The organism is Arcicella rigui, assembly GCF_034929435.1.
GTDB classification, from domain to species: Bacteria; Bacteroidota; Bacteroidia; order Cytophagales; family Spirosomataceae; genus Arcicella; species Arcicella rigui.
Map to the genome: position 1 here is coordinate 17,833 of NZ_JAYFUM010000008.1, position 16,045 is coordinate 33,877.

At 35.3% G+C, this 16,045-nt stretch carries 14 protein-coding genes; 5 read left to right on the top strand and 9 right to left on the bottom strand.

Annotation, left to right across the window (positions count from 1 at the left end; all coding sequences use genetic code 11):
- Positions 1-426: 426 nt before the first annotated feature.
- Entirely contained in the window at positions 427-2,799 is a 2,373-nt protein-coding gene (locus VB248_RS07615) for a TonB-dependent receptor (RefSeq protein WP_323296158.1), read from the bottom strand.
- A gap of 344 nt (positions 2,800-3,143) precedes the next feature.
- Between VB248_RS07615 and VB248_RS07620 the strand changes: the two genes are divergently transcribed.
- The 4 genes from VB248_RS07620 (at position 3,144) to VB248_RS07635 (ending at position 7,983) form a co-directional block, all read left to right on the top strand.
- Positions 3,144-4,649 (top strand): choice-of-anchor I family protein, encoded by a 1,506-nt coding sequence (locus tag VB248_RS07620; protein ID WP_323296159.1) that lies wholly within the window; start codon positions 3,144-3,146, stop codon positions 4,647-4,649.
- A gap of 182 nt (positions 4,650-4,831) precedes the next feature.
- On the top strand, positions 4,832-5,950 hold the full coding sequence (locus tag VB248_RS07625) for a vWA domain-containing protein (protein ID WP_323296160.1): 1,119 nt from the start codon (positions 4,832-4,834) through the stop codon (positions 5,948-5,950).
- A gap of 164 nt (positions 5,951-6,114) precedes the next feature.
- Entirely contained in the window at positions 6,115-6,420 is a 306-nt protein-coding gene (locus tag VB248_RS07630; protein ID WP_323296161.1) for a hypothetical protein, read from the top strand.
- Between the two features lie 30 nt (positions 6,421-6,450).
- Positions 6,451-7,983: a MoxR family ATPase gene (locus VB248_RS07635; RefSeq protein WP_323296162.1), complete on the top strand. Its 1,533-nt coding sequence runs from the start codon at positions 6,451-6,453 to the stop codon at positions 7,981-7,983.
- Between the two features lie 41 nt (positions 7,984-8,024).
- Here VB248_RS07635 and VB248_RS07640 read toward each other — a convergent pair whose 3' ends face one another.
- From VB248_RS07640 to VB248_RS07650, 3 genes are all read right to left on the bottom strand, one after another.
- A complete protein-coding gene (locus VB248_RS07640) occupies positions 8,025-8,909 on the bottom strand; it encodes a tyrosine-type recombinase/integrase (protein WP_323296163.1) in 885 nt (294 codons plus the stop codon).
- 190 nt (positions 8,910-9,099) lie between these two features.
- Positions 9,100-9,294: a 30S ribosomal protein S21 gene (rpsU, locus tag VB248_RS07645; RefSeq protein ID WP_323296164.1), complete on the bottom strand. Its 195-nt coding sequence runs from the start codon at positions 9,292-9,294 to the stop codon at positions 9,100-9,102.
- Between the two features lie 76 nt (positions 9,295-9,370).
- Complete coding sequence (locus VB248_RS07650; RefSeq protein ID WP_323296165.1) at positions 9,371-10,639, bottom strand: serine hydrolase domain-containing protein; 1,269 nt, start codon at positions 10,637-10,639, stop codon at positions 9,371-9,373.
- A 191-nt stretch (positions 10,640-10,830) separates the two neighbouring features.
- Here VB248_RS07650 and VB248_RS07655 point away from each other — a divergent pair, with 191 nt between their 5' ends.
- A complete protein-coding gene (locus VB248_RS07655) occupies positions 10,831-12,144 on the top strand; it encodes a gluconate:H+ symporter (RefSeq protein WP_323296166.1) in 1,314 nt (437 codons plus the stop codon).
- Positions 12,145-12,445: 301 nt separating this feature from the next.
- Here the strand turns inward: VB248_RS07655 and VB248_RS07660 are convergent, their stop codons facing one another.
- The 5 genes from VB248_RS07660 to VB248_RS07680 all read right to left on the bottom strand — a co-directional run bounded on the left by VB248_RS07660 (position 12,446) and on the right by VB248_RS07680 (position 16,020).
- Positions 12,446-13,108, bottom strand: coding sequence for an MgtC/SapB family protein (locus VB248_RS07660; protein ID WP_323296167.1), 663 nt, complete (start codon positions 13,106-13,108; stop codon positions 12,446-12,448).
- Positions 13,101-13,607 (bottom strand): DUF421 domain-containing protein, encoded by a 507-nt coding sequence (locus VB248_RS07665; RefSeq protein ID WP_323296168.1) that lies wholly within the window; start codon positions 13,605-13,607, stop codon positions 13,101-13,103. The genes VB248_RS07660 and VB248_RS07665 overlap by 8 nt, the downstream gene beginning before the upstream one ends.
- 15 nt (positions 13,608-13,622) lie before the next feature.
- Entirely contained in the window at positions 13,623-14,021 is a 399-nt protein-coding gene (locus VB248_RS07670; protein ID WP_323296169.1) for an ExbD/TolR family protein, read from the bottom strand.
- Positions 14,022-14,145: 124 nt separating this feature from the next.
- Complete coding sequence (locus VB248_RS07675) at positions 14,146-14,865, bottom strand: MotA/TolQ/ExbB proton channel family protein (protein WP_323296170.1); 720 nt, start codon at positions 14,863-14,865, stop codon at positions 14,146-14,148.
- A gap of 216 nt (positions 14,866-15,081) precedes the next feature.
- Positions 15,082-16,020 (bottom strand): Ppx/GppA phosphatase family protein, encoded by a 939-nt coding sequence (locus VB248_RS07680; protein WP_323296171.1) that lies wholly within the window; start codon positions 16,018-16,020, stop codon positions 15,082-15,084.
- Between the last annotated feature and the right edge of the window lie 25 nt (positions 16,021-16,045).

Sequence of the window (16,045 nt, forward strand, 5' to 3'; positions counted from 1 at the left end):
AGGTTCATCACAAAGATTTTTTTCACTCAGACTGCTTTACAACAGCAGGTTTTGTATTTATTAATTTTATGAACGGCAAATATACCAATACTCTACTGGTTTTAAAGAATAACGAACAGATTCTTACTTAGATTTATCATTAAACTTTTTAATATTTCATCTAATTTATGCCCAACAATGGTTTTTATCCAGAGAATATGGTGAATGTAAAGTCTTTTACAAAAAGGAAAATTTGAAAATTTAGTCGTATTTTCTAAAGAAAAAATATCATTTCTGTGAAACTTATATTTTATTAAGTAACTGATAATTAAGCAATAAAAATACTTATTCGCCATTTCTATTTGCGAATTATCAATAAAACGATTCCATAAAAAAAGCTCCGCACAATGTACGAAGCCTTTGTAATAAATACTGACTGATAAAAAATTACCATTTATAAGCTAATGTAAGGGAAACCATTCTTGGTGCGATAGGATTTACAGAGTTGTCATCATGAATATTATAACTCAATTCATTCAAGATGTTTGATACTTTTCCTCTGATTGAATATTTTTTGAAGTTATATCCAACGCTTGCGTCAATTTGTGTATATGGATTTACTTGAATCAATTTGAAAGCATCGTTTGCAACGGTTAATCTTGTAGAGCGACCTGCCATTCTTTCTCCAAAATACATCGCTGTTAAGCCAAGATTTAAACCTTTCAATTTTGTATCAGAGAAAGTATAGTAAATACTTGCATTGGCTGTATGGTTTGGATTGTATCTCAATAAACTTCCAACAATGTAAATATTACTTTTAGTGTATTTTGTTTCGTTGTAGCTATAACCTGCCAATAACGAGAATCCTAAAAATGGCTTACTTTTAATATCTACTTCAACTCCTTGGCTTGTTACTTCGCCTGCCAATTCTCTGATGTTAGTATTGCTGTTTGCTTTTCCATCTTTATCGAATAAAGCAGTTTGGGCTAAATTGCTGTTTTTGATTTGATAAACCGTAATGTTTGCAGAAAGTAAACCGTTGAATAATTCGTTTTTCATTCCTAATTCTACTTGGTCTATCAAGGAAGGTTTCAAAGCACTTCCATAAATATCAACTCCAGTATTTAAGGTAAATGAATTTGAGTAGCTACTGAAGAAAGCCATTTTCTTGTTAGGCTGATACACCAAACCTAAACGTGGTGAAAAAGCGTCGTCATAAGCAGATGATTCAGTTGTTACGTTTGTTCTAACTGCTAAAGCTGAACTTTTTGTTTCTTGATAGCTATAACGTAAACCTGCTAAAAACTTGATTTTATCTGAAATACTTACTAAATCTTGTGCATAAACTCCGAAACGATTCACTGGTGCAGTTGTAATGGTGTTTACTGCTAAAGTAGGTCTGTCGCTACGTTTGTCAACGATTGTTTCGCTAAAAACATTGATGGTATCATAAACAGCCGATGTATAAGCAGTCGTTTTGGTATCATAGCTATCCACATCAGAACCAATCAACACATTATGAGCGATTTTCCCTGTTTTGAACTGACCAGTTAAATCAATTTGTCCCATCAAATATTTTTCATCAACTTCCGAACGCTGAATACTTCTTACTAATGTTCCGTTTGTTGCGATAGAAGTAGGACGAGTTGTTGCAAATAATTCGCTTTGGTAAGCTCTGTAAGCTGCCGTTCCTGAGATTTTCCAGTTGTTACTGATTTGGTGATTAACCGTAACGTTGGCAGTTTGTTGTTTAATATCGAAGTATGACCATTTCACGCCTAAGAATTTCTCACGTGGTAAGCCTGTAATGACATAATTGATTGCTCCGATTCCAAAGTCAGCCGTTCTACGGTCTTTCATATAATCACCTTCCAAAATGATTTCAGTTTTATCGCTCAATTTGAAAAGCAAAGATGGATTCACATACACTCTTTCAGAATTTACATTCTCACGGAAACTTTCCCCATTTTCATAAGTACCATTGATACGATACGCTACTTTTTTGCTACCAAGTACCGAGCCGTACAAATCCACAGTTGGTTTATAAAAATTGTACGAACCCAAACGCATCGAAACAGAACCACCTGATTCAAATTTTGGTTTTTTCGTTACCAAGTTCAAAATACCACCAGCGGCTACGTTACCAAATAAAATAGCGGTACTTCCTTTCATAATTTCTACTTTTTCGATTGAAGACATTTCTGGTAAAGTACCATTAAAATATCTTGCTCCGTTTTTGAAAGTATTTGAGCTACCAAATGCAAAACCACGACCCGCAATTTCTTCCTGATAACCTCCTGTATTTCCCATAATATAAACGCCGTTTGCGTTCATCAAGGCATCGCTCAGGCGTAATACTTGTTGGCGTTCTAATACTGTTCTATCAATCGTTGCTACTGCTTGTGGCAAATCCATTGGTTTAATAGCAATTTTACCAATGTTTACAGTCTTTTCATTTGCCGATTGTACGCCCATTACTGTTACTTCCGACAATTCACTTGAGCTTTCTTCTAAGGCAAAACTTACTTCACTTGTACTGTTTGCTTTTACATTAACTTTACTTTCTACGGTTTTCAAACCTACAAATTGCATTACAATAGTTTGGTCGCCAACTTTTACATTCTTTAGTAAAAATTCTCCATCTTCATTTGAAATCGTACCTTGTTTAGTGTTTTTAATCGTGATGTTTACGAATTGAAGTGCATCTCCGCCTTTATTAGTAATCTTTCCTTTGATACTTCCTGTTTGTGAGAATACAGTAAAACTTGAACTGATAAGTAGTATTAAAATTAGATTGAACTGTTTGATAGAGTTTTTCATTTTTTTGTTTTTATTTAGACTTATTCTAAGTATTCTGTTAAAAAAATATGAGTAAGGATATTTATTTAGAATGAGGTCTGTTGTTAATAATATTCGAAAATTTATCTGTGACTATATCTTATAAGCATTTACACATTTAAAATCGCTTTTGCTTTTTTGATGCGACAAAAGTATAGACTATTTAGACTAAATACAAATAAATAAGGATATTTATTTGTACATAGTCTAAATAAACGTAATCGAATTGATTAGAAATCGTTCTAGGTAATTTCAAATTAATCTAAACTTAAAGATGACTTAACAAGCACTGAGCTACCGGGATATAGTTTTGCAAGAAAAAAAACATGAAAAAATCATTACTAATCCTTAGTTTATTATTTGCTACCCAATATTTCTTCAGTTGCAGTAAAGATGAAGAAGAGTTCTTTGTTAATGAAGATGCCGCCACATTCGCTGAAATTGGTACACTTGATATTGGCGATGTTGGTGCTGCCGAAATTTCCGCTTATGACCCACAAACAAAACGTTTGTTTGTAGTGAACAACGGAACAGTGAATAAAATTGATGTCATCGATTTTGCCGACCCAACCAAACTACAAGTAATCAGTTCTATTAGCATGGCTCCTTACGGCGGTGCGGTAAATAGCGTATCGGTATCGAATGGTAAATTAGCCGCTGCAATAGAAGCATCGGACAAACAAGCGAATGGTAAAGTAGTTGTTTTTAATACATCAGACTACAAAGAAGTAAAAGTAGTGAACGTTGGTGCTTTGCCAGATATGGTTACTTATACGCCCGATGGAAATTATATTCTTACTGCCAATGAAGGTGAACCGAACGCTACTTACACCAATGACCCCGTTGGTTCTGTTTCTATCATTGCTGTTAATAACAATTATACAGTAAATACTATTGATTTTTCGAGTTTTGCTACTCAACAGACTGCTCTAATGGCTAAAGGTTTAAGAATTTTTGGATTAAATGCCACTTTTGCCAAAGACATTGAACCAGAATACATCGCTGTTTCAGACGATTCAAAAACGGCTTGGGTGACACTCCAAGAAAATAATGCCATCGCAAAATTAAATATTGAAACAAAAACTATTACTTCTATCTTTCCATTGGGTTTCAAAGATTATAATCTTGATGCCAATGCCGTTGATATTAGCGATAGAGATAATGTAATTGCTCCTGCCAAATGGAATGTAAAAGGTATGTATCAACCTGATGCCATTGCCTTTATGGAACAAGGTGGAATCCCATATTTATTCACTGCAAACGAAGGCGATTCGAGAGAATATGATGCTTTTGCAGAAATTAAAAGAGTAGCTTCGCTAAAATTAGACCCTACCAATTTCCCAGATGCTACTTTTATTCAAACTGCCAAAGCTGGTAGATTAAACGTAACAACTACTTTGGGAGACACTGACGGCGACGGTGACTATGATTTTCTATACTCATTAGGGGCTCGTTCATTCAGTGTTTGGAATGGAAATGACGGAAATTTATTATTTGATAGCAAAAATGAATTAGACACTAAAATTATCGCCGCAGGTGTTTACGATGATACCAGAAGTGATGACAAGTCTATCGAACCAGAAGGTATTACTATCGGTAAAGTTGGAAACAAAAAAGTCGCTTTTGTAGGCATGGAAAGAGTAGATGCCGTAGCAGTTTATGATGTAAGCGTTCCTACAAGCCCTGTTTTCTTACAAATTATAAAATGTGGCGACGCACCAGAAGGCGTATTGTTTATTCCCGCTAAAAATAGCCCAATCCAAAAAAGTTTATTAGTTGTAAGTAGCGAAAACGACGGAGTAATCAAGGTTTACAAACCAAATACGCTATAAATTATTATATTTTTTAATAAAAATCTTCAAATCCATACTTTTAGTGAAAGCTAATTGTATGGATTTTTTGCTTTCTTACGATTAATATTGAACCAAAACTAAACCCATTCCTCCAACTTTTTGTTTATATTTATATTGTGCCATAAAAATTTACGCTCAATACTCATCAATCCCATTCAATTATGCTTGGCTATCGTTTCTCAGAATATATTCCACAAGAAGCCGAAGATGGCAAAAAAGCCAAATTCGACCAGCTTTTAGATATTTTTAATCAATTAGTAACCATGACGGCTGGAAATGTTTCAGAGGCTTTATCGTGGTTGACTTCCTTAGACAAACAATATAATCTTACAGACGAATCTTACGGAATTGCCGACTTCATCGAAGACTTAAAAGCCAAAGGCTATATTAAAGAAGAAAAAAACGAAGAAGGTGAACAAGAACAAATACTTACTTCAAAAGGCGAACAAAGTATCAGAAAGCAATCTTTGGATGAGATTTTCGGTAAATTAAAGAAAACAGGTTCAAACGGAAATCATAGAACGCCCTACCAAGGCACTGGCGACGAAAATAATACCGACCGCAGAGAATTTCAGTTTGGCGATGCCATGGACCAAATTGCGATGACGGAATCTATCAGAAATGCCCAAATCAATAATGGCGTTGAAAGTTTTATGCTTACTGAAAACGATTTAGAAATCGTTGACAAAGAGTACAAAGCACAAACTTCAACCGTTTTGATGATTGATATTTCACACTCGATGATTCTGTATGGAGAAGACCGAATTACGCCAGCCAAAAAAGTAGCGATGGCAATGGCTGAACTGATTATGACGAAGTACCCAAAGGATACTTTAGACGTAATTGTTTTCGGAAATGATGCTTGGCAAATACAAGTACGAGATTTGCCCTACTTAGAAGTTGGGCCTTATCATACCAATACTGTGGCTGGTTTGGAATTGGCAATGGATTTATTAAGAAGAAGAAAAAATAAAAACAAACAGATTTTTATGATAACCGACGGCAAACCTACTTGCTTGAAAGAAGGTATTCGTTATTATAAAAACTCGTTTGGTTTAGATAAAAAAATTCTCAACAAAACTTTAACCTTGGCGGCACAATGTCGTCGATTAAAAATTCCAGTAACAACTTTTATGATTGCTCGTGACCAATATCTAAAAGAATTTGTACAAGAATTCACCAAGATAAATAACGGTAGAGCGTATTACTCTTCATTAAAAGGACTCGGCGAGTTCATTTTTGAAGATTATGAAAAAAATAGAAAGAAAGGTGTGAGGTAATTTAGCTTTTAGCTGTGAGATTTGAGCATTTTACTTGACAAGTGTCAGTTAAGTAAAAAGCAAATCAGAAAAAAAATTGATAATTGATAAAAGAAGCATTTTCAAATTATCAAATTTTCAAATTACCATAATCGCATTCTTAAACCATCAAACATTCAGAAATCATGAATTTAAGACCGATTTATATAGCTGCTGACAAGCACGAAGCCTACTTACAGTGTATCGACCACGAAGCAAAGGCAAAAATTTTACCTTACCGAGCTCAAGGCGAGCCATTTGCCAAAGATTTATTTGTTTCAAAGTCATACGATGATGAAAACTATACTGAAAGTAATGAAGCATCCTCAGAGGTAATCAAACTAAAAATGAAAGGACAAAATATTCAAAATAGAGATGTGCTAAGTTTTATTGCCAACCGAAGCTATGGCTCTGCCGTTTTGAACAAAAAGAATCTTTCTCACTTGAAATAATTTAATTTTTACAAAAGATACAAAAGCATAATGTCGTACAAAACAATCGATTCAACAGCACTTTTAAACATCCACACGCTCGGTCAATTAAAAGCATCGGGCTATCAACCAAAATCTATCAAAGATGAATTAAGAGATAATTTAATTGTAAAAATTAGAAACAAAGAAAACGTTTTTGAAGGTATTTGGGGCTACGAAGACACCGTAATTCCAGATATTGAAAGAGCGATACTTTCGCAACATCACATCAACTTACTGGGTTTACGTGGACAAGCGAAAACTCGTATTGCCCGTTTGATGGTGAATTTATTGGATGAGTATATTCCCGTGGTGAAAGGTTCGGAACTGAACGACGACCCGATGCAACCACTTTCTCGTTTTGCCAAAGATTTAATCGAAGAACATGGCGACTTAACGCCTGTTACTTGGATGCACCGTAGCGACCGCTATACTGAAAAATTAGCAACGCCAGACGTGTCAGTAGCCGATTTGATTGGAGATGCCGACCCAATTAAAGCCGCTACGCTTCGCTTGCCATATTCAGATGAAAGAGTAGTGCATTTTGGATTGATTCCACGCTCGCATCGTTGTATTTTTGTGATTAACGAATTGCCCGATTTACAAGCACGTATTCAGGTTTCTTTGTTCAACATTTTACAAGAAGGTGACATACAAATTCGTGGTTTTAAAATTCGTTTGCCTTTAGATTTGCAATTCGTTTTTACTGCCAATCCAGAAGATTATACCAATCGTGGTTCAATCGTAACGCCTTTGAAAGACCGTATTGATTCGCAGATTGTAACGCACTATCCGAAAACTTTAGAAATCGGGAAAAAGATTACTTTGCAAGAAGCAAAACTCAAAGGCGAACAAGAAGAATTAGTAACGACCAATCACATCATGGACGATTTGATTGAGCAAATTGCCATTGAAGCCCGTTCATCTGAATATGTTGATGCAAAATCAGGCGTTTCAGCTCGTATGACCATTTCTGCTTATGAAAATCTAATTTCTGCTGCCGAAAGAAGAGCTTTAATCAACGGTGAAGACAAAACTTATGTGCGTGTTGCCGATTTAATTGGCGTAATTCCTGCGGTTTGTGGTAAAGTTGAATTGGTTTACGAAGGAGAAGTTGAAGGACCAGTAATTGTAGCTCAGAATTTGGTTGGAAAAGCCATCAGAGCTCAATTCTTAAACTTCTTTCCAGACCCAGAAAAAATTAAGAAAGTTGCGAAAGACAAAGCTGGTAAAAATCCTTATAAGCCAATTATCGACTGGTTTATGGATGGCAATGTGATGGATATTTTAAATGATTGTTCAGACAGCGAATACTCGGCACGTTTGAGAACCATTGATGGTCTGGACGAACTTATCGAAAAAGTATATCCAGCCATTCAAGGAAGAGAAAAATTATTTATGATGGAATTTGTCTTGCACGGACTTTCTGAATTCTCTATCATTTCTAAAAAGAACCTTGAAAAAGGACTTCAATTCAAAGATTTAACAGATTCGCTTTTCGATTTGGATAAATTCAAATTCGATGACGACGAAGATTATAAGTAATTAACATAAAAAAGGGTTTGACAATATTGCCAAACCCTTTTTTATGCTTTCGGATGTGCCTGCTCATATATTTTCTTTAGCTTTTCCATTGAATTGTGCGTATAAACCTGCGTAGCCGAAAGAGAAGAATGACCCAGCAAATCTTTAATGGCATTCAAATCTGCCCCTTTATTTAACAAATGAGTAGCATAAGAATGTCGTAAAATGTGAGGTGATTTTTTGGTAAGTGTCGTTACTAACGATAAATATTTCTTAGTCAGCCTTTGAATCATCACAGGATAACATTGCTCACCTTTATCAGTCACAATCAAGTATTCATTGACTAATTTCTCAGATATTTTAAATTCTTTGTACTGCTGAATCAATAATAATAATTGTTCATTGATTGGAATCACTCTTTGCTTATTTCTTTTTCCCAAAACCATCAGCACTCTTTTATAAGCATCAATATCTTGTTCTTTCAAATTAATCATTTCTGAAAGTCGCATTCCTGTGCCGTACAACAACTCCAAAACCAATTTATCACGCACCCCTGAAAAATCTTCTGAAAATTGTACATCATCTAACAGCGTATCCAATTCACTTTCACGCACAAAAGACGGAATACTTTTCCCAGTTTTTAGGGCTGATACTTTAAACATTGGGTCTTTTTCTATAATTTTTTTCTTGAGTAAAAATTTATAGAAAGTTCTAAGCGTCGCAATTTTTCTGTTGATTGACCTATTTTCTACTTTCTTTTCAGCCATAGAAACAATCCAAGAGCGAATCATCTGAAAATCTGCTAATTGAGGATGTGAAAAATCGTAAGATTTCTGTAAATACTCCGTAAACTGCTTCATATCAATACGGTAAGCCGTTAAAGTATGTTCGCTACTTCTTTTTTCAAACTGGATGTACTTCAAGAAAAATTCGATAATTTCTGGCATTGGATTGCTGGAGTATTGATGAAATGAAAATCTGCAATTAAGTTACGGAGAAAGCCCTAAAAACAAAAACGTCTGAAAAACCAAAAGGTAATTCAGACGTTTCTATATGATGCTGACGGTTATCGGCTTAATTCACGATTAAATTGATAACAAATATTTATGTTATTTGAAAATTAAATCAATCTATGAACTATGCTTCTTCGTTACCGTACATTTTTTGCTTGTAAGTAGCACGAATAATTTCTGTACGACGACCAATTGATGGTTTTTCGAATGCCGCACGCTTACGAAGTTGCTTTACAACGCCAGTTTTTTCAAATTTTTTCTTGAATCTTTTTAACGCTTTGTCGATTGACTCGTTTTCTTTAATGTTGATAATCAGCATATTATTTGTTTGTTTTAAATCAAATTTTGTAATGGAGGTGCAAAGATAGAATTTACTTATTAAAATGTCAAGCAAATTAGTCAATAATTGACTGATAGAGTAATTGCTGTACTTGTTTTTCTATGCCCCAGCCCTTTGTTGGGAACACTTGAAAGAGTACAACCATGATAAAATCTTCCTTAGGATCAATCATATAGTGTGTATAATACATTCCTCCCCAGCCATAAGCACCTTCTGAAACTGGTAATTTAGTAATGCCTTCTCCTGTAAAAATTTCAAAGCCCAAACCAAATTTATTTGTTCCATCTCGAACGGTCAATTCATTAATTTGATTCATCGTCATCAATTCAACAGTCTTTCTACTTAACAATCTTTTGTTGTTAAAAACGCCATTATTCAGCATCAACTGACAAATTTTAGCATAATCCTGAGCCGTTGAAGTAAGTCCTGCTCCGCCTGAAAAATAAGTTTTTGCACCAGTAAGCGGGTATTCTGTCCATTCATTCTTAGGTCTTGGGCTGATACCAGCCTCCACTCCTACTTCTTGATATACTTTTACCAAACGATCTTTTTTAGCTTCATCTACATAAAAACCTGTATCGTTCATTTGAAGTGGTTCAAAAATTCTTTGCTTTAAAAATTTATCAAAAGGCATTCCTGATACTATTTCTACAAAATAACCGAGTACATCAGTATTCAAGCCGTAAGTAAATTTCTCGCCCGGTTCGTGCATTTTAGGTAAAGCCGCCAAGCGTGGAATAGTCTCAGAAAGTTTTTCTGGTTTTACTGAAAAATAAAAAGGTATTTTTGCCTTTTCATAAATTTTATTTTGATACGGAATACCAGCTGTGTGCGTCAATAAATGACGAATAGTAATTTCTTTTTTGGCAGGATGAGCAGTATAAGAACTATCAGCTGGATTTACGCTATCTAAAATTTGTGAATTTTTGAAAGCAGGAATAAATTTAGAAATAGGGTCATCTAAATTAAACTTTCCTTCTTCGTACAACATCATTACCGCAATAGAAGTAATGGCTTTCGACATCGACATCATTCTGAAAATATCATTATTTTTCAGTGGTTTATTGGCTTCAATATCGTTCATACCAAAGGCTTTGTTCATTACAATTTGTCCGTGACGAGCCGCAAAGACTACTGCTCCCGGAATACGCTTCTCAGCAATTTTTTGTGAAATCAAAGTTTCTACTCTTGACAATCGTTCGGACGAAACCCCTACTTTTTCTGGAGTAAGTCCCGACGTAAATTGTTGTGGTTTCTGTGCTAAAAGCGTAGTACTTACAAGGCTTAGGAATAAGTAAAAAAACAAAGAATTTTTCTTTTTCATGTTAAGTTTGAGTTTTGTTAGCGATTCAATGAATGTATTGTAAAATTTGCTCAAATATTTCCATTCTCTTAGTAAAAGCTTGATAGAGAATAGAAATACTTTTTTTATAAAAATTATTTCAAAAAAGGATAAACTATACAATCCAAATATTTAGGTTTATCACTTATTTACCTTATCCAATTTTAACAATAATGACACTCTTTACTATTTTTATGTGCATTGGGCTTTTAGTCCTGCTGATTACTTGGGGAAAACTCAATCCTTTCTTAGCATTTTTAATTGTATCGGTAGTCGCTGGTCTTACGACTGGTGTTCCCTTGAGCAGTATCGGGAAATCCTTACAAAAAGGTATTGGCGATATGCTCGGTTCTTTGGTAATCGTCATTGCTCTGGGTGCAATGCTCGGTAAAATTGTTGCCGAAAGCGGAGCAGCTCAGAAGATTGCTTCTGTGATGATGAAAATTTTTGGTGTCAAATACATCCAATGGGGTTTGGTTTGTACAGGTTTCATCATTGGTATTCCTCTTTTTTATAATGTTGGCTTTGTATTAATGATTCCATTGATTTTTTCGGTGGTTAATCAGTATAAATTGCCTGCTGTTTATATTGGCTTGCCGATGTTGGCTTCTTTGTCGGTCGCACATGGTTTTTTACCACCTCACCCCTCGCCTGCTGCCTTGGTAGCCCAATTCAACGCCAATATGGGACTTACTTTAGTGTATGGCATTATCATTGCCATTCCAACAATCGTAATTGCAGGGCCTTTATTTGCGATGACTTTAAAAAATATTCCTTCAAAACCTCTTGAAACGTTTCAAAGTAAAACGCTTTCAGAAGACCAATTGCCCAGTGGTTTGAATAGCTTTTTGACTTCTTTGCTTCCTGTGATTTTATTAGCTTCCACTACTTTGATGGCTACCATTTGGAAAGACAGCGAATCTTTAAAATCATTTGGAGCTTTCGTTTCTGACCCTTCTATCGTAATGTTGATTTCGGTAATTGTTGCCACCTTTACTTTGGGTACAAATATGGGAACTTCTATGAAATCTATTATGTCCACTTATACGGAAGCGGTTAAAGATGTTTCGATGATTATCTTGATTATTGGTGGAGCAGGTGCATTAAAACAGATATTAATCGACAGTGGCGTAAGTAATGATATTGCCACTATCCTAAAAACTTTACCTCTCGACCCACTTATTTTGGGCTGGTTAGTTTCGGCAATCATTCGTGTTTGTGTGGGGTCTGCTACCGTTGCTGGACTAACAGCCGCTGGAATTATGGCACCTTTAGTAGCACAATCGGGTGTAAATCCTAACTTGATGGTTTTGGCGATTGGCGTAGGTAGCTTGATGTTTTCTCATGTAAACGACCCTGGTTTCTGGTTGTTCAAAGAGTATTTCAATTTAAGTATTAAAAATACCATTAAATCTTGGTCAATGATGGAAAGTATCGTAGCGGTGGTAGGTTTAGTAGGCGTTTTGGTATTGAATGCTTTTGTATAGTTATTGAGTAATTAGCGAATGAGTGATTTGGAGATTATTATCAATGAATCACTCATTCATCAAAATAGGCTATATTTCAATGAAAGTATTTGTTAAATTGAATGACAATAAAGTAAAAGTTAACGCCTCCAAAGTAAATTAGAATGACAATAAAGTAAAAGTGAACGCCTCCAAAGTAAATTAGAATGACAATAAAGGAAAAGTGAACACTTCCAAAGTAAATTAGAATGGCAATAAAGTAAAATTAAACGCCTTTAAAGTAAAATAGAATGACCATAAAGTAAAAGTAAACACTCCCGATTTAAAACTCCAATTCCTTCACCGAAGCATCAGCCAAGAGTTTTTTTACTAATTTATCATGCTTATTTGAACGTCCACGGACTGACCAGTTACTTACTAATACATTTTTATTAATGGTCTGCTTGCCTCTTTTAGCAACAAGGTCGCATTGTCCAAAAATAGTCTCTAAACGCTTAAACACATCTGGAGAGTACTCGCAAACAATTCGGTAATTATGGGTGCGTCCAAACTTTCCCATCAAAACTTCCAATTTCACAAAAACTCCAAGTACTATATACACTACGGTAGTTCCAAGAAACGAAAGTAAAATATGTCCATCGCCAATCGCCATTCCCAACGAAGCCGTCACCCAAATAATCGTAGCCGTAGTCAGTCCTTTAATGCGGTCATCCATCTTAAAAATTACGCCTGCACCCAAAAAACCAATCCCAGTGATGACATTGGCGGCAATCCTGTCGGGCGAAACGCCATCGCCCATTTTTTCAGATAAAATGGTAAAAATTGTACATCCGACCGAAATCAGCGTGAAAGTACGCAAGCCTGCTGATTTACTTCTGTATTCACGTTCAAGACCAATCAAAGCTCCTACACAAGTAGCAGCAAGTATTTTCACAAAATCATCATTATGAAAAACATGATGGAATAAAATCTCAAAATCACTCATTTTTTGACAAAAATTTATGGGCTTTTCTCTTCTTTGAAGTTCGTTGAGCGTAATCGTTTGATAAAACGCTAATATTGCCATCTACTTCTAATACTGCCAAATCTACGTTTTCGATACCTTCTACGCCGTGTTCACGAACAGCGGCTTTCAACTCATCCAAAGTTAAACCTGATTTTAGCAAGGCTTGTTCTTTTGTTTTACCTTTATAAATCAACATTAAAGGTTCACCTTGAATCATTCTGCTGATTGACTGATGATTGAACATCAATTTTTTCAGTAAAAAGTTGGTAACAAATAAACCGCCTGCGGCTGCAAAACCACCTAAAAGGGTACTATCTGCCCCAACCATTGCGTTCTGTACAGCATTGGAGATGAGTAAGATAAAAACCAAATCAATGACAGAAAGTTGTGAAAGTTCTTTTTTGCCAAATAAACGAATAGCCGCTACGATAAATGCGTAAACGGCTATTGATTTTAATGCGATAAGTAAGTAATTCATGTATTGGCTGTTCAACTATATTTTATCGGTTGCCATTACCATTGCTAAATTCAATCGGGCGATGATGTCGTGAATAACCGTTAAATCTTGTACAGTTCTATCTTTAGCAATTCTCAGAATTACGGTTTCAGAACCTTTCTTTTTGGCTTCCTCGCCCAAATATGTTTCCAATTGGTCGAATGGTACTTCTACGTCATCTACGAAATACTTATTGTTTTCGTCCACAGTCAGACGAATATTTTCTTTTGTGGCTGTTTGTTGTGCCGTTGATGATTCGGGCAATAAAAGCTTAATAGCATCTGGACTCGCCAAAGTAGAAATCATCAAAAAGAACATCATTAGGAAAAAAAGTATGTCTGCCAATGCCCCTGTTTCTACTTCCGATTGCTCTCGTGTGCGTTTTCTTATATTCATACATTTGAAATTTTGAAGAATGATGGCTTAACTAACGCTTATTCATTTAATTGCGGTTTAAGCGATGTTTTATTTACCATAAGTGATTGCTGAATACTAATCACCAATCACTATTTACCAATCACTACTTAGAAGCTGGTTTATGCAAAATATCTAAGAAGTCGATGGCTGTAATTTCCATTTTGTTTACCGCACGGTCAATCATAGAAGTAAGAATGGTATAGAAAAAGTAAGCAATAATCCCCACAATTAAACCTGTGGCAGAGGTTACCATTTTTTCATAAATACCACTGGCAATGGTACTAATATCAATTTTATTTGCCACTGAAATATTATGGAAAGTACGAATCATACCAGAAACAGTACCTAAAAAGCCAAACATGGGAGCAATTTTAGCGATAGCCGAAAGATAGGTAAGATTTTTCTCCATGTTATAAATCTCTACTCTTGCCGTATTTTCAATCGCAGTTTCGATGTCTCTAATCGGAGAACCCAAGCGGTTCAAACCTTTTTCTAATAATCTTGCAATCGGGTATTGCGAGTTTTTACAATAATTGATAGCTCCTTTTACATTTCCGCTGTACAACATTTCACGGATTGAATACAAAAAGGTATTATCTAATTTTGCGGTTTTACGAATATAGAAGTATCGCTCAAAAAACAAGAACAATGCAATAGCGAACAGAATAAAAATCGGAATCATTACCCATCCACCTTTTTCCAAGAGATTCAGAATATTCATTTCGGCATCAGCATTACTTACTGGAGTGGCTGACGTAACAGCAGAAACAGAATCAGGAGAAATAACATTGGTTTGTAAGAGAATACTTAGGAAGGTCTGCATAGTGTTTTACGGATTACGAAGAGTCAAGTTGTAAATTAGGCTTGAATCAATGAAAATAAATGTTGAGGGTTATTTAATTTTTTAACAAGTTTAACGAAAAAAAATGATTAATCAGATATACAAGTATGGAAAAATATCTTTCATAAATTATCCATCTCCAGCACAATACGCTATAAATAAAGCATTTATAATAAAGCCATTCCAAAGCGTTTTTATTTATATCTTGCCTAAATGACGGCTAAGTACTCCTTCTTTTAAAGCAAAATTAGACACCTTAATTTGTTGAATATCATAACGCTTCAAGATAAAGTCGATAAGTACAACTGCCACCACAATCATATTCACTCTGAGGCTAATCATGCCCGGCAAAGCCATTCTTTCTTCATGATTTCCAGCGACAATTTTCAAGAATGAGTCGTAAAATTCGGCAAGAGGAAGCTCAAAAGAGACCTGTTCTGTGGGTGGTAAATGCCCGAATTCCTTCATATAGTACAAATCCACTAAAGTTTCAAAAGAACCCGCCGAGCCAATAATACTCACCGGTGCATACTGATGAACGGCATTTGTTAATGGCAATAGTTGTTCTTCTAAGTAGTTTTTAAGCAATTGTACCGAGCGAGGTGAAATCGGGTCGGAATTCATAAATTTATCCATCAAACGCTGTCCGCCAATTTCAAAACTTTGTTTCCAGAAAATTCTGTCTTCATTACAAATAATAAATTCAACCGAACCGCCACCTATATCTAAAATCATAGAAGTACTTTTCCCGATTTTTGTACCCAGCTTTACTCCCTCATAAATCAAGCCAGCTTCTTCTTCACCCGAAATTACATTGATGGCAATGCCTGTTTTTTCAAGGATTCGTTCACAAAACGCTTGTCCGTTTTTGGCATTCCTTACCGCACTGGTAGCCGTTGCAAAAATATTTTCGAGGGTCACTCCGCCTACTTCATCCATTTTTTCTTGAAAGTACTTCAAGCCCACAATCGCTCTTTGGATACCTTCTTCTGTAATGATGCCCGAAGAAATTCCTCCTAAACCAATTTTTGCGGCGTAACTATCCTCATGGATTTTTTGATAGTTTTCGCCATCTTGAGCTACAATAAGTAGCTGAAAAGTATTCGTTCCTAAATCTATAAATGCTTTCTTTATCACTTTATAATTGTTTCTAATGTTTTGG

Excerpts from the sequence above, each read along its gene's own strand:
- VB248_RS07615 (WP_323296158.1), bottom strand. The coding sequence starts at position 2,799 with ATGAAAAACTCTATCAAACAGTTCAATCTAATTTTAATACTACTTATC.
- VB248_RS07620 (WP_323296159.1), top strand. The coding sequence starts at position 3,144 with ATGAAAAAATCATTACTAATCCTTAGTTTATTATTTGCTACCCAATAT.
- VB248_RS07625 (WP_323296160.1), top strand. The coding sequence starts at position 4,832 with ATGCTTGGCTATCGTTTCTCAGAATATATTCCACAAGAAGCCGAAGAT.
- VB248_RS07630 (WP_323296161.1), top strand. The coding sequence starts at position 6,115 with ATGAATTTAAGACCGATTTATATAGCTGCTGACAAGCACGAAGCCTAC.
- VB248_RS07635 (WP_323296162.1), top strand. The coding sequence starts at position 6,451 with ATGTCGTACAAAACAATCGATTCAACAGCACTTTTAAACATCCACACG.
- VB248_RS07640 (WP_323296163.1), bottom strand. The coding sequence starts at position 8,909 with ATGCCAGAAATTATCGAATTTTTCTTGAAGTACATCCAGTTTGAAAAA.
- rpsU (WP_323296164.1), bottom strand. The coding sequence starts at position 9,294 with ATGCTGATTATCAACATTAAAGAAAACGAGTCAATCGACAAAGCGTTA.
- VB248_RS07650 (WP_323296165.1), bottom strand. The coding sequence starts at position 10,639 with ATGAAAAAGAAAAATTCTTTGTTTTTTTACTTATTCCTAAGCCTTGTA.
- VB248_RS07655 (WP_323296166.1), top strand. The coding sequence starts at position 10,831 with ATGACACTCTTTACTATTTTTATGTGCATTGGGCTTTTAGTCCTGCTG.
- VB248_RS07660 (WP_323296167.1), bottom strand. The coding sequence starts at position 13,108 with ATGAGTGATTTTGAGATTTTATTCCATCATGTTTTTCATAATGATGAT.
- VB248_RS07665 (WP_323296168.1), bottom strand. The coding sequence starts at position 13,607 with ATGAATTACTTACTTATCGCATTAAAATCAATAGCCGTTTACGCATTT.
- VB248_RS07670 (WP_323296169.1), bottom strand. The coding sequence starts at position 14,021 with ATGAATATAAGAAAACGCACACGAGAGCAATCGGAAGTAGAAACAGGG.
- VB248_RS07675 (WP_323296170.1), bottom strand. The coding sequence starts at position 14,865 with ATGCAGACCTTCCTAAGTATTCTCTTACAAACCAATGTTATTTCTCCT.